At 60.9% G+C, this 12,798-nt stretch carries 12 protein-coding genes and 2 pseudogenes; 4 read left to right on the top strand and 10 right to left on the bottom strand.

Annotated features, from left to right (window positions below; genetic code table 11):
• Positions 1-101: 101 nt before the first annotated feature.
• Together AC3IX4_RS00755 and AC3IX4_RS00750 are read left to right on the top strand one after the other, a co-directional pair.
• On the top strand, positions 102-932 hold the full coding sequence (locus AC3IX4_RS00755) for a helix-turn-helix transcriptional regulator (protein WP_489258793.1): 831 nt from the start codon (positions 102-104) through the stop codon (positions 930-932).
• Between the two features lie 97 nt (positions 933-1,029).
• The gene (locus AC3IX4_RS00750) at positions 1,030-1,470 is read left to right on the top strand and encodes a CBS domain-containing protein (protein ID WP_489258792.1); all 441 of its coding nucleotides are present in this window, start codon (positions 1,030-1,032) and stop codon (positions 1,468-1,470) included.
• A 540-nt stretch (positions 1,471-2,010) separates the two neighbouring features.
• On the opposite strand, the gene AC3IX4_RS00745 is transcribed toward AC3IX4_RS00750, so the two are convergent.
• From AC3IX4_RS00745 to AC3IX4_RS00735, 3 genes are all read right to left on the bottom strand, one after another.
• Positions 2,011-2,646 carry an NADH:ubiquinone oxidoreductase subunit N gene (locus AC3IX4_RS00745; RefSeq protein WP_489258791.1) on the bottom strand — a complete coding sequence of 212 codons (636 nt, stop codon included), beginning with the start codon at positions 2,644-2,646 and terminating at the stop codon, positions 2,011-2,013.
• Between the two features lie 66 nt (positions 2,647-2,712).
• Complete coding sequence (locus AC3IX4_RS00740) at positions 2,713-2,952, bottom strand: DUF2789 domain-containing protein (protein WP_489258790.1); 240 nt, start codon at positions 2,950-2,952, stop codon at positions 2,713-2,715.
• A 44-nt stretch (positions 2,953-2,996) separates the two neighbouring features.
• Positions 2,997-3,458 (bottom strand): aminoacyl-tRNA deacylase, encoded by a 462-nt coding sequence (locus tag AC3IX4_RS00735; RefSeq protein ID WP_489258789.1) that lies wholly within the window; start codon positions 3,456-3,458, stop codon positions 2,997-2,999.
• Between the two features lie 230 nt (positions 3,459-3,688).
• Between AC3IX4_RS00735 and AC3IX4_RS00730 the strand changes: the two genes are divergently transcribed.
• Together AC3IX4_RS00730 and AC3IX4_RS00725 are read left to right on the top strand one after the other, a co-directional pair.
• On the top strand, positions 3,689-5,053 hold the full coding sequence (locus tag AC3IX4_RS00730; protein WP_489258788.1) for an NfeD family protein: 1,365 nt from the start codon (positions 3,689-3,691) through the stop codon (positions 5,051-5,053).
• Entirely contained in the window at positions 5,053-5,817 is a 765-nt protein-coding gene (locus AC3IX4_RS00725; protein WP_489261179.1) for a slipin family protein, read from the top strand. Before AC3IX4_RS00730 ends, AC3IX4_RS00725 begins: the two co-directional genes overlap by 1 nt.
• 87 nt (positions 5,818-5,904) lie before the next feature.
• Here AC3IX4_RS00725 and AC3IX4_RS00720 read toward each other — a convergent pair.
• From AC3IX4_RS00720 to AC3IX4_RS00690, 7 genes and pseudogenes are all read right to left on the bottom strand, one after another.
• A pseudogene (locus AC3IX4_RS00720) lies at positions 5,905-6,075 on the bottom strand (TolC family protein); the annotation flags it as partial.
• A gap of 122 nt (positions 6,076-6,197) precedes the next feature.
• A pseudogene (locus AC3IX4_RS00715) lies at positions 6,198-6,383 on the bottom strand (MarR family transcriptional regulator); the annotation flags it as partial.
• 139 nt (positions 6,384-6,522) lie between these two features.
• Positions 6,523-7,344, bottom strand: a complete 822-nt coding sequence (locus AC3IX4_RS00710) for a tetratricopeptide repeat protein (protein WP_489258787.1) — start codon at positions 7,342-7,344, stop codon at positions 6,523-6,525.
• A 158-nt stretch (positions 7,345-7,502) separates the two neighbouring features.
• Positions 7,503-8,978, bottom strand: coding sequence for an efflux transporter outer membrane subunit (locus AC3IX4_RS00705; RefSeq protein WP_489258786.1), 1,476 nt, complete (start codon positions 8,976-8,978; stop codon positions 7,503-7,505).
• A complete protein-coding gene (locus tag AC3IX4_RS00700; RefSeq protein ID WP_489258785.1) occupies positions 8,975-10,030 on the bottom strand; it encodes an HlyD family secretion protein in 1,056 nt (351 codons plus the stop codon). The genes AC3IX4_RS00705 and AC3IX4_RS00700 overlap by 4 nt, the downstream gene beginning before the upstream one ends.
• Positions 10,027-11,586: an MFS transporter gene (locus AC3IX4_RS00695; protein ID WP_489258784.1), complete on the bottom strand. Its 1,560-nt coding sequence runs from the start codon at positions 11,584-11,586 to the stop codon at positions 10,027-10,029. Before AC3IX4_RS00695 ends, AC3IX4_RS00700 begins: the two co-directional genes overlap by 4 nt.
• A gap of 101 nt (positions 11,587-11,687) precedes the next feature.
• Positions 11,688-12,611, bottom strand: coding sequence for a LysR family transcriptional regulator (locus AC3IX4_RS00690; RefSeq protein WP_489258783.1), 924 nt, complete (start codon positions 12,609-12,611; stop codon positions 11,688-11,690).
• Positions 12,612-12,798: the final 187 nt, after the last annotated feature.

Below are 12,798 nucleotides of genomic sequence, written 5' to 3'. Positions count from 1 at the left end.
GCCATGCTCCAGCAATAACCCATTTGGGGGTATGCCCTGTCGCCGGGCAAGGAGGCTGATATCCTCGTGCAACGAGCCGACGCCCAATGACGAGGTGATCCATGCACGGCGCTTCACTGATCTCCCTGCAACGCTGGAACCAGGCCATGGCCAATGCCCTGGTGCAGTGCCGTGGACCGGACTTTGCCAGCGCGCTGGTTGACGCCGTCGACAGCCTGGTGCCGATCGAGTCGGTGATGATCAGCCTGGAGCGCAAGGGCCTGGCGCCTACCTTGTTGTATGAGCGGGGTATCCCTTCCGAGTGTCGACAACAGGTGATTCGCCGTTATTTCTCTCGCGGCTATTTGCTCGACCCGTTTTGCCTGGCGGTGGACCAGGGCTTGGCCGAGGGCTTTTACTCCTTGGCAGAAATCGCCCCCGATGACTTTTTCAACAGCGAGTACTACAAGGCCTATTACCTGGGCGCAGGCTCCGAGGAGGACTGCTATTTCATTCTCGATGTGGGCGTGCAGGCCAAGATTTCCATCAGCCTGTTCAATGGCATCAGCACGACGCGCTTCAGTGAAAATCAACTGGCGACCTTGCGGGCCATCGACCCGCTGGTGCGCGAAATTGCCCATCAGCACTGGGACCAGCACATCCCGACAACCGACACTCCAGAGCCCGAACCCCTGCACCTCAACCCACGCCTGCCTGCGGCGTTCCAAAGCTTTGGCGCCCATGTACTGACTGAACGCGAACAGGATGTCTGCCACTTGCTGCTACGCGGCCACTCGGCCAAATCCAGTGCCCAGGTACTGGAAATATCACCGGAAACCGTGCGCATGCACCGCAAGAATCTCTACACCAAACTGCAGATCAGCTCCCAGGCGGAGCTGTTTGCCCAGTTCATCGACTGGCTAACCCGGGATGCCAGCGAACCTGCGGCGTGAACATGACGTTTTTCTATGCACTGCATGGCGTTTTCTCACTTGCTCTGCGAGCGTATGTCCACGATTCTTGTGAGACGACCCTCAGGAGAGTTGGCCCATGAAAACCGTGGCAGAGTTGCTGAAGCTGAAAGCCCAGAAAAACCAGGAAGTGCACACCATTGGCCCTGACCAGATGGTGGTCGAAGCCTTGAAGCTGATGGCGGAGAAAAACATTGGTGCCCTGCCAGTGGTCGAGAACGGAGCCGTGGTGGGGGTGGTAAGTGAGCGCGACTACGCACGAAGGGTGGTACTCAAGGGGTTGAGTTCGATCGGCACGCCGGTCAGCGCAATCATGAGCGCACCGGTGATCACCGTGAATGGCCGCAAGACGGTCGACGACTGCATGAACATCATGACCGACAGCCACCTGCGGCATTTGCCGGTGGTGGAGGATGGGAAATTGGTTGGTTTGCTGTCGATTGGTGACCTGGTCAAAGAATCGATTGCCGAGCAGGCGAGCCTGATTGAGCAGTTGCAGCAGTACATTCGCGGCGAGTAGGCGCCAGCCTTGGCTGCGATGAACACACCGCGGTGCATCAGGCAAACCGCGGTGCCTGCATCGCGGGTAAACCCGGCTCCTACATGCAATGCTGCGTCGCCGACAGGTAGGAGCCAGCCTTGGCTGCGATGGCCATAGGTATCTACACATCTTTTGGTGTACTGCATTTCGTAGCAGTGGACGAGTAGAACGAGGCCACGTCCGGCTGCGCAGCAGTCGTAAAACCTGGCACTTCAGTATTCAGATACACCGCGAGTACAGGCTTTGCGAGGACTACGTCCCCGGACCTGGCCTCGCTGAACTCGTCTACTGCTACGAATGTAGCCGCTGACGAGGTACGAGGCTGCGATCGGCAGCGAAGCGGCCGTAAAACCTGAGACCGTAATCCATCAGGCACACCGAAGGGCCTGAATTTACGACGGCTTCGCCGCCGATCGCAGCCTCGTACCTCGGCAGCGGCTACAAGAGCCGCGCTGCCCCTGAATTGTGTAGATACCTATGCTGCGATGGCCGCACCGCGGTGCATCAGACAAACCGGCCTTAGTGATACTCCTCCTCCAGCTCATCCAACTGATGATCAAAGGTGCGCAACCGCGCCGACCAGGTGTACACCAGCACTTCCAGATCCCGATTGATCACTGCCCCGCCCGTGGAGCCCGCTTGTGGGTCGCACAGGTCCAGTTGATAACGTTCCCGGGCCATGGCCACCGCAACGGTGGAGAGTTCCCGGGCGTTGTTCAGCCAGTGCCAGCCGCGGCTGTGAATTTCTTGATCGAGGGCCTCGCATTGCAATTTGAGCGCTTCGAGGCTTTTTTCCAGCGGTGTGCCGGTCAACTCACCCATGACCTCCTCAAAGGTGCGCCCCGGTTGCCAGTAACTGCCCCAGAAATAGCGGTCGAAGACCGTTTCAACGCGACGCAGGGCAACTTTGGTGTTCCAGATGGCGACCTGCGTTCGGCCTTGCGCCAGCTGTCGCTTTTTCACCTGTAACCCCTGATAGGACGCCCACGCCATCACGGCCAGTGACAGCGCCGCGATCAACGCCACCGCTTCGCCCAGAAAGGTCAAGGCCGCGTTGATCTGGTGGGTCTGCATGACCCCGTAGAAGTAGGTACCCGATAGCAGGGTCAGAGCTGTCACGGAGCACCAGAAGCCTAGTGCGTAGGGATCTTTCATCTCACCAACCCCCAGTTTCTTTTTTTGTTTGAGCATAGCAACGCTTGCGCTGAATACCCGGCAACTTCAACCCATTTTGCGCAACATCAGATTGAGCTGATCGACCACCTCGGCCCAATCGGCATCCTGGCTGATGCCCTCGCGTAAAAAGTCCGCCTGGGCAGGCGTCCAGAAAAAGGCATCGTGCAAGATCAAGTTGGCCTTGAGTGGCGAATGGCTGCTGACAAACGCCTCGATTCCCACCGGGTCCGCCGGCAGCCCCAGTTGTTCGAACAGCGACGGCAGGTTATGCGTTGGTGATTCCATGGCAAGCTCCTTGGGCCGGGCTGTTACCCGGCCTTGCAGGCAAATCATGAACTGAGTTCACGCACTTCAGCGTGTGGTATCAGCTTGCGGTATTGCTCCATGTCCATATGGATCAGGTAACTGTGGTTACCCGCTTCCAGGTAGACCTCTTTTTCGCGGGTCAGCAACGGGTCGATGAGCATGGACATCTCATAAGCCCCACCGAGCGCCGGAATCGCACCGCGCTCACAGTCAGCGAACCAGTGCGGCAGGTTGCTTTCCCGGGTCAAGTCCCAGGGCCGGTCCTTGGGCAGCTTGCTCATGTCCAGATGCCGGTTGGCGGGTAATACCGCCATCAGATAGTGGTTGTGCCGGTCATCGAGGATCACAGCCTTCGCCAATCGCTCTGCAGGCACCCCGGCGGTACGGGCCGACTCAAGGCTGGTTGCCGAATGCGGGTGAGCGACGATGTCGTAATTGCAATGCGCCTTGTTCAGGCTTTCCTGAACCGTTTTCGCCATACGCATGACACACCTCCAGGCCCTGCGGTCCCCGAATGCAAGGCTTCACGGGTTTTCCCCCTCAGCACTAGTTTAGGCACAGCCCTTGCGGTGCAAGGGTCGGCATCAATGACAGTTAACGCTATCCAGCGCCGTGCATAGTCGCAATTGAGCTAACCACGCAGACGAGGTCTCTGAAATGCCCCATCTACTACGCTTTAACTGATCAGTACCGTTGTTGAAATATGGAGGGTCCGATGAACAGTCGTGGCTGGCGCCACCTTTTTTGGCTGGGCTTACTGTTGCTGGAAATGGCAACGGGACCGGCAATGGCCGCAAACAACGTGGTGGTGTTGACAGTCAATGATGCCATTGGCCCTGCCAGTGCCGACTACCTGATCCGTGGCCTGAACCGGGCAAAGGCTGAAGAGGCGCAGTTGGTGGTGGTGCAAATCGACACCCCCGGCGGCCTGGACAGTTCGATGCGCGATATCATCAAGGCCATACTCGCAAGCCCCATCCCGGTCGCAAGCTTCGTCGCCCCCAGCGGTGCGCGGGCCGCCAGCGCTGGCACCTATATCCTCTACGCCAGCCACATTGCCGCCATGGCGCCCGGCACCAACCTGGGCGCCGCGACACCCGTGCAGATCGGAGGCATGCCAGGCACCCAACCCGAAACCAAAAAGCCTACCGAACAGGCCAACGACGATACCCTCAAGCGCAAGCAGATCAACGACGCCACGGCCTATATCCGTAGCTTGGCGGCGATGCGCGGGCGTAATGCCGACTGGGCAGAAAAAGCGGTGCGTGAATCGGTCAGCCTGCCTGCCGAGGAAGCGCTCAAGCTCAAGGTGGTCGACTACCTGGCTCGCGATGTGCCCGAGCTGCTCCGCCAGGTGGACGGCAAGACGCTGCAGGTGGCCGGGAAATTTTTGACCCTGCACACCGCCACCAGCCCCGTGATCACCCATGAACCGGATTGGCGCACGCGCTTGCTGGCGGTGATCACCAACCCCAGCGTGGCACTGATTCTGATCATGATCGGCGTCTATGGCCTGTTGTTCGAGTTCATGTACCCAGGCTCCGGGGTGGGCGGGGTATTGGGCGGTATCTGCTTGCTGTTGGGGCTCTACGCCCTGCAGTTGCTGCCGGTCAACTTTGCCGGGGTCGCGCTGATTTTGCTGGGTTTGGCCTTCATGGTCGCAGAAGCCTTCCTGCCCAGCTTTGGCGTCATCGGCTTCGGTGGCATCGTCGCCTTTGTGGTCGGCGCAGTCATTCTGGTGGACACCGATGCGCCAGGTTTTGGTGTCCCCCTGCCATTGATCATCAGCCTGGCGGTGGTGAGTGCGCTGCTGTTGATGCTGCTGGTGGCCATGGCCATCAGAGCCCGACGACGGGTACTGGTCAGCGGCGATGTCGGCCTGATCGACAGCCAGGCGACCATCATCAAACTCAAACCGGACGATCCCCGCGGCGGGTGGGTGCAGTTGCAAGGGGAGCAGTGGCAAGTGGTCTGCGCATCGCCGCTGAACCTCGGCCAACGGGTACAGGTGGTCGCTCGCAACGGCCTGTTGCTGGATGTCAGCGCGGTTGACGAGACGTCACCGCAAGGAGAGCCATGATGTTTATCCAACTGGGTTTCGGGACGCTGGTGGCGTTACTGCTGCTGTTGTTGCTGTCGGCCTTTCGCATCCTGCGCGAGTACGAACGCGGCGTGGTGTTTCAGCTTGGACGCTTCTGGCAGGTCAAGGGGCCGGGGTTGATCTTGCTGATCCCGGGCGTTCAGCAAATGGTGCGGGTGGACTTGCGCACGGTGGTGCTGGATATACCGCCTCAGGATGTGATCACTCGCGACAACGTCTCGGTGAAGGTCAATGCGGTGTTGTACTTCCGGGTGCTGGACCCGCAGAGGGCGATCATCCAGGTTGAAGACTTTCTCATGGCCACCAGTCAATTGGCGCAGACGACACTACGGGCGGTGCTGGGCAAGCATGAACTGGACGAACTGCTGGCCGAGCGCGAACGCTTGAACATGGACATCCAGCAAGTGCTCGATGCCCAGACCGACGCCTGGGGCATCAAGGTGGCGAACGTCGAGATCAAGCACGTGGACTTGAATGAGTCGATGATCCGCGCCATCGCCAAACAGGCCGAAGCCGAACGCGAAAGGCGGGCCAAGGTCATTCATGCCGAAGGCGAACTGCAGGCCTCTGAAAAGCTGATGCAGGCCGCCGAAATGCTCGGGCGCCAGAGTGGCGCGATGCAACTGCGCTACATGCAGACACTGGGCATGATCGCGGGCGACAAAACCTCGACGATCGTATTTCCCATGCCCATCGAGCTGCTCCAAGGGCTTGCCAACAAAAAAACCAGCCCGCCCCTGTAGGAGCCGGGTTTACCCGCGATGAAATCGCCGCGGATTACCTGCCAGACCGCGGTGATGCCATCGCGGGTAAACCCGGCTCCTACAGGGTCAGAGGCCACGGCCTGGCGGGTGGTCCGGGGTTGGGCGGGCGTTTTCCCAGCCGCCGCCCAGCGCCAGGAACAGGTTGATTTGCCCCACCGCTACCTGGGTATTGGCTGTCGCCAGCTGGGCCTCGACATCGGTGTAGGTACGGGTGGCCTGCAGGTCGGCCAGGATGGCCTCGACGCTTGGGTACAGATGTTCAAGCTGATCACGCAGGGCGCGCCAACGGGCCGGGTCTGCATCCTTGGCGCTTGCCTGCAGCCAGTCGTGAGCCGGCGGCACACCGTCGAAAAAACCCTTCACGAAGGCCACGACACCCCCGAACGCTGCCCGGCCTCCTCGAAGGCACGGACCACTCGCAGGGTTGCCTCAAGATCCTCAATCGAAATGCCCTGCAGGACTTCCTTACGCAGGCGGACCAACTCGCCCTCGATCGATCCGGCCAAGGCCCGACCGCTGTCAGTCAGGCTCAGCGACTTGGCGCGGGACGCTGACACCATGCCGGTGCTGACGCTCTGTTGCAGGGCTTCGGAATTCATGGGGAATATTCATAGCTTGCTAACTATCTATATTCTTCGATGGCACTCGCCCCCGTCAATAGGTAACAGATTGTGTCATTGGTGATTACGGACTCAGTGAGTCCGAACGCTTCATGTCCAGCGCCGACTGGCTACCTAGGGCAATGGCCTGATCGCGCCAGAACAGATAGGCCAGCACTTTGTCAGCCGCGTGAAAATGCAGCGCCAGTGCTTCTGCGGCTTGTACCACCCCCACCTGCGCCGCCAGCTCCAGCCAATGCTCGCCCGCCTTGCGATCTCGGGTTACCGATTGACCGTGCAACAACCGCAAGCCAATTTCGAAGCGACAACGGGCGTCACCCTCCTGAGCTCCCCGGTAAAACCAGCGATAGGCACGCCGTGGCTCGACCGGCCAGGGGTGGGCCTGGGAATCGGCACACACCTCTTCTTCATAGAGATCGCCCAAGACGGCAGCAGCCGATATCAGCCCACGCTCGAACGCTTGGGCATAACACTGGGCGGCCTGGGCGTAGTCCACCGTCCCACCCTTGCCGAAGTAATGTTGCTGGCCCAGGTTGAAGCACGCCACCGCATGCCCCTGCATGGCCGCCATGCGCAACAACTGCCGGGCCAGGTCCGGGTCGCCCTGCCAATACTTGCCATTGAGCCAGACCCAGCCCAAGTCATTGAAGGCATCAGCGTCACCCTTGAGCGCCTGTTTGCGAAGGTGTCGATAAACCGTCTGCGCACTGGGCTCTTCATCAAGCCAGACCGCCAACGGAAAGGGTTCGCCACTGATGCCGTGTTGAGACGGTAAGCCGATACCCGCGAACAGTCGCTGTTGATGGGTGGGCCGGTGCTCGGGCAAAAGCACCCGGGCTGGCAACACATGTTCAAGCAACGGATAGATATTCGAAACGCCAGGCATAGTCTTCCTCGTTGAGCAGCCTCCCCTGCTTTGAGTGCAAGACTAGACAAGGACGTTCGATTTGCCATCTGCCCTGTAGGAGCAGACCTTGGTCGCGATGGCATCGCTGCGGTTTTTCTGTGTAACGGCGGTGATGCCATCGCGACCAAGGTCTGCTCCTACAATTGATCCAGCACCCCCGAGGTAAGAGCCGGTGGTTCGGCGGTGGCCAGTGGGTACACCGACTGCCAACCGCCGCCCAGTGCGCGATACAAGTCGACCAGGGCCAACGACACTCCGGCAGCGCTTTCGATCAGTTGCTCCTGGCTTGCCAGCAAAGCGCTCTGCACGGTCAGCACGTTGACGAAATCGACCACGCCTTCCACATACTGGTGCTGCGCGGTTTGCAGGGCGATCTGGTTTTGGCGGACGGCTTCGGTCAGGTGGTCACGTCGCAACTGTCGGCTGTTGTACAAGGTCAGTACATTATCAATCTCGTGCCAGGCACCCAGCACCGTGCGTTGATAAGCCTGCGCCGCTTCCTGCTGCTGGGCTTCGCGCAGGGCCAGCGTACCGCGCAGGCGGCCACCGTCGAACAGCGGCAGACTGAACTGTGGTCCGATGCCGAACTGGCGCGAGCCCCAAGAGCCAAAATCGCTGAGCTGCAAGGCTTGCGAACCGAGGCTGCCCGAGAGGGTAATGCGTGGGTAAAAGTCGGCCTTGGCCACACCAATGCTGGCGGTCGCCTGGTGCAGTCGCGCCTGGGCCCTGCGGATATCAGGGCGCCGCTCGGCCAACTCCGAAGGCAGGCCTCGACTGACTTGAGCGGGTGGCTGTGGCAGCGGCGCTTCCTTCTGCAATCGAGCTTGCAAGGCGCGTGGTTGCTCACCGACCAACAAACTCAGGGCATTGATCAACTGGGCTTCGCGTTGTGCCAACGAGGGCAGGCGAGCTTCAATGCTGGCGACCTGCGCGCCTGCCTCGGCAACATCAAGGTTAGTCGCGACTCCATCATTGAAACGCAATTGCGTCAGCGACTGGCTGTGTCGAGCCACGTCCAGGTTCTGGCGCGTGATGGCTTCGGTGCTTTGCACGCCCCGCAATTGCAAATAGTCCTGGGCCGTTTCCGCCAGCAGGCTCAACAGCACTTCGCGGCGGTCGTTTTCAGCCACCTCCAGCGCAGCGTCAACCGCTTCGGTCTGGCGTTGCAGACGGCCCCAGAAGTCCAGCTCCCAGGAGGCCTGGAAACCACCGTCCAATAGGCTGAACGACTCGCGCCCGGCATTGCCCGAAGGATCATTCAGGCCTTTGGCTGAACGTCTTTGCCGACTGAAGCCACCGGTCGCCGACAGATCGGGAGCGTTATCGGCCGTCACCACCTGATACAGCGCCCGGCTTTGTTGCAATCGTGATGTTGCCAACTTCAAGTCGAGGTTGCTGGTGATCACCTGCTCGCTCAGCGCCGACAACTGCGGGTCGGCGAACACCTCCCACCAACGCTCGGTGAGTGCCTGATCCACCGGCCGGCTGGCGCCCTGTTTGCCCTCGGTGGCCAGCCATTGCTCGGGGCTCACTGCAATCGGCTTGTTGAAATCTGGCCCCAGGGTGCAGCCACTCAAGACAACGCCCGCCATCACCATCGCCAACGTTCTCATTGCAGCGAGACCTCTTCATGGACATCGCGCGTGGTGTTGATGTCGGCCTGTACCGACATGCCCACACGCAAGTGGCCGAGTAGCGGTTGATTGCCGTCCAGGCTGATGCGTACCGGAATGCGCTGGACCACTTTGGTGAAGTTGCCGGTGGCATTGTCCGGGCGCACCAAGGCAAAGGTCACACCGGTAGCCGGAGCAATACTTTCGACATGGCCGACCAAGACCGCGTCCGGGAAGGTATCGACCTTGATGCTCACAGGCTGACCGGCCCGCACATCGGTCAACTGGGTTTCCTGGAAGTTGGCGATCACATAGGCCTTGTCCAGTGGCACCACCGCCAGCAACTTGCTGCCTGGCGTGACGTAGGCGCCGACCCGCACTGCGCGCTCACCGACCATGCCATCGAACGGGGCATTAATACGTGTGTACGACAGCTGGTAATCAGCCAATGTCTGGCTCGCCCGGGCCTGCTCCAGGCTGCCGGCGGCGGCATCGCGTTGGGCGCTGAGTATCGCCACCTGCTGACGCGCAGCGGCCAGCGTTGCGCTGGCCTTGGCCAGGCGCGCAGTGGTCTGCTCGACGCGGGTGCGGGCTTGTTGGGCGTTTTGCACCGTGCCGGCGCCATTGCCGGCCAGGTGTTCGTAACGGGTCAGCTCACGCTTGGCAAAATCCAGCGCCGCCTGATCTTCGGCAAGGCCGGCCTGATGCTGGGCGATCACCGTCGACTGCTGCTCCAGGGTGTTCTGCGCGTCCTGCAGTCGCGCCTTGGCCACCAGCACATTGGCGTGGGCGGCGCTGGCCGCGGCGCGCAAATCCCGGTCATCGATCACGGCGAGCAATTGCCCGGCCTTGACCCGCTGGTTGTCTTCGACCAACACCTCACTGATAAAGCCGGCCACCTTGGGTGCGACCACGGTGAAGTCAGCAGCCACATAAGCATCATCGGTGCCCTGGCGCGTCCCGCCGACCAGTTTGGCGCCCATGACCGAAGCCAGTAGCGCGATGGACAGTGCGGCCAGTGCCGTATAGGTAACAGTGCGGGAGGGTTTCATGGGTTTTGTCTCGACAAAGGGGCGACTGGGGCTCGAGGCGGATACACACGCGTTGGCAGCCAGGGAATCAACAGCATCAAGGCCACGGCGATCCAGGCCATGACGTAATAGAGGTCGGCGCTGGTCAGCACCACGGCCTGGCGATGCAGGCGCTGGGCAAGCACTGCCGGGTCGCCGTCCAGCCACGGTGAGTTGCCCAGGCGATCAACCAGCAGGGTGGAATGAAAATGCAGGCGTGATGTGGTCAGCGCATCCAGCACAGCGCTGGCGACCACCGCTGCCATGCCCTTGACCGTGTTGAACCAGGCCGAGGCATAGGGGCCGTCGGTGGGGGCCAGGCTACCGGTGGCGAGCATCAGCAAGGGAATCACCGACATGGGCTGGCCAAAAATCTGCAAGAGCTGCAACGGATAAAAGTCGTTGCGAATCCACTGGGACGTCAACCCGGAGCCGGCCAGGCATGACAGCGCCAGCATGCCCAGCCCCGTTGCCAGCACCCAGCGGCAATCGACCCAGCGCAGGTTGCACAGCGCCGCCACCAGCGGCAGTGCCAGCAATTGCGGCACAGCCACCACCAGCATCATGGGGGCGGTCTGTATCGGGCGGTAACCCTGGACTTGGGCCAGGTATCCAGAGGGGATGACAACGGCGGCAGTGAGCACCACCAGCACGCCGCCCAGGGTCAACAAGGCATGGGTGAGATTGCGATTGGCCAACAGCCGCAGTTGGAAAAACGGCACTTGGGCAAACCATTCATTGATGAAAAATGCCACCAGCAATACCAGGCCACCGCCCAGCAACCAGCACACCAGCGGCGAGTGCAGCCAGTTCAGCCGATTGCCCTGCAACAAGCCGATGACCAACGCGCAGATGGCCGGGAAACCGAGCAGCAAGCCGAGCCAGTTGAACTGGCGAAAGCGCTCCAGCCGCAAGGGGTCCTGCGGCAAGCCCCAAGCCACTGCAGCCAACGCCAGCAGCCCAGGTGCCAGGATCTGCCAGAAGGTCCAGTGCCAGCCCAGGTTATCCGTCAGAAAGGCCGCCAGCGGCGTGCCCATGCCCGGGCCAAATGTCGCGGTCAGGGCATAACTGGCCAAGCCATAGAGTTTGATATTGGGCGGTAAAAATCGCAGTGCAGCGGTCATCAGCATTGGCGGCAGGCTGCCGGCCGCCAGCCCTTGCAGCGTGCGCAGCAGCAACAGGCTCGGCAGGTTCGGGGCCAGCGGGGTCAGCAGCCCCAACAGCATAAAGGCGCCAATCGCGCCCAAAGTAAAACGCCGTAACGAGAAGGTCACTGAACACCAGGGCGCAAAGGCCATGGCCGCCACGCTCGTGGCGCTGTAACAGGCAATCAGCCAGGTCCCTTCATCAAAGCCCAGCCGCAGGCCACCACGGATATCGGCCAGCGCCACCTTGCCGACCATCTCATTGAAGCCAGCCAGCAGCACCGCCAACAATACACCCACGAGTCCTACGCCAAGGCGCAGGCCGAGTGCTGCCGGCGCGGCGGGTTTGCTGACAGTGGCGGTGGGTGCGCTTGAGGCCGCAAGCGAACTCATGATCAAAGACTCCGGGGGATAAAAACCCAGCCAGTCTAAAATCCTTGATGCCTTACGAAAACTGACTTATCAGCAGCTACTCATTGCGCTTGACGCAGCTATCAGAGTGACAGCCCAGCAGCCCGTGAACGCTCGGCACAACACGCTTTAAAGGTCTGGCGCAACCAGCGGTGAGCTGGATCATTGTTCATACGTGGGTGCCACGCCTGGATGACCACCACCGACTCCAATGGCAGCGGCAAGGGGAAGGCGCGCAAATGCAGACCCTGCTGCTGCGCCCCCCACAGCGCCAGTTCCGGCAGGGGCAGGATCAGGTCGCAATCCTGCAGCGTAAACATGGCCGAATGGAAGTTGGGGGAAATCAATGCCACCCTTCGCTTCAAGCCCATGGCCGCAAGCGATGTGTCGATCGGCCCCCGTGCTCGACCGCGACGCGAGACACTGATGTGCGCGTATTGGCACAAGCTTTCGGCGCTCAAGTCCTGGGCAAAGATCGGGTGATCCTCGCGCGCCAAGCCCACGAAAGCGGTATTGAATAGCGTCTGATTGATGATTTCCGGCCCCAGGTGGCGCGTCGAACAAACGCGCAGATCAATCCGCCCCTCGCGCAAGGCCTCATCGTCGCTTTCACCTTCGGGCACAAAGCGCAGTTCGGCGTGGGGCGCGTCACGTTCCATGGCCGCGAGCAGCTTGCCGCCAAAGGCACCGACGAAGACGTCGTTGGCGCGCACGTTGAAACGTCGGGTGAGGCTTGCGAGGTCAACTTCCTGCTTTGAATGAAACAGTTGCCCGGCCTGTTCGACCAGTGCGCGAACTTGCTCCTGCAGGGCCAGTGCCTTGGGGGTAGGCACCAGGCCACGTCCGGCGCGCACCAGAATGGGGTCACCGACCGCTTCACGAATGCGCGTCAATGTCCGACTCATGGCTGCCGGGCTCAGGTGCATCCGGCGCGCAGCACCGACCACGCTGCCCTCGTTTAACAAGGCATCGAGGGCCACCAGAAGATTCAGATCGGGGAGCTGCATGGGGCACACTCATAAGGGAGGAAGGATTGATCGCTGTGCAATCCTCTCAACTCTTATCGATGGCGGCAATCCGCGTTGTGCTCTGCATCTGGGTTGAACCCGGTGTCGGGAATCCCCTATCAACCAGACGAAAGGTTGCGAAAAGATCATCCCATTGTCAGCGCCAATACGTAAAATCCGCCGCCGA

The organism is Pseudomonas sp. KH_021, assembly GCF_057838865.1.
Note: the sequence above shows the minus strand (reverse complement) of the source record. Positions and strands in the feature narration are given on the sequence as shown.

Bases quoted from the DNA above. Each gene is read 5' to 3' on its own strand.
- AC3IX4_RS00755 (WP_489258793.1), top strand. From the start codon at position 102: ATGCACGGCGCTTCACTGATCTCCCTGCAACGCTGGAACCAGGCCATG.
- AC3IX4_RS00750 (WP_489258792.1), top strand. From the start codon at position 1,030: ATGAAAACCGTGGCAGAGTTGCTGAAGCTGAAAGCCCAGAAAAACCAG.
- AC3IX4_RS00745 (WP_489258791.1), bottom strand. From the start codon at position 2,646: ATGAAAGATCCCTACGCACTAGGCTTCTGGTGCTCCGTGACAGCTCTG.
- AC3IX4_RS00740 (WP_489258790.1), bottom strand. From the start codon at position 2,952: ATGGAATCACCAACGCATAACCTGCCGTCGCTGTTCGAACAACTGGGG.
- AC3IX4_RS00735 (WP_489258789.1), bottom strand. From the start codon at position 3,458: ATGCGTATGGCGAAAACGGTTCAGGAAAGCCTGAACAAGGCGCATTGC.
- AC3IX4_RS00730 (WP_489258788.1), top strand. From the start codon at position 3,689: ATGAACAGTCGTGGCTGGCGCCACCTTTTTTGGCTGGGCTTACTGTTG.
- AC3IX4_RS00725 (WP_489261179.1), top strand. From the start codon at position 5,053: ATGTTTATCCAACTGGGTTTCGGGACGCTGGTGGCGTTACTGCTGCTG.
- AC3IX4_RS00710 (WP_489258787.1), bottom strand. From the start codon at position 7,344: ATGCCTGGCGTTTCGAATATCTATCCGTTGCTTGAACATGTGTTGCCA.
- AC3IX4_RS00705 (WP_489258786.1), bottom strand. From the start codon at position 8,978: ATGAGAACGTTGGCGATGGTGATGGCGGGCGTTGTCTTGAGTGGCTGC.
- AC3IX4_RS00700 (WP_489258785.1), bottom strand. From the start codon at position 10,030: ATGAAACCCTCCCGCACTGTTACCTATACGGCACTGGCCGCACTGTCC.
- AC3IX4_RS00695 (WP_489258784.1), bottom strand. From the start codon at position 11,586: ATGAGTTCGCTTGCGGCCTCAAGCGCACCCACCGCCACTGTCAGCAAA.
- AC3IX4_RS00690 (WP_489258783.1), bottom strand. From the start codon at position 12,611: ATGCAGCTCCCCGATCTGAATCTTCTGGTGGCCCTCGATGCCTTGTTA.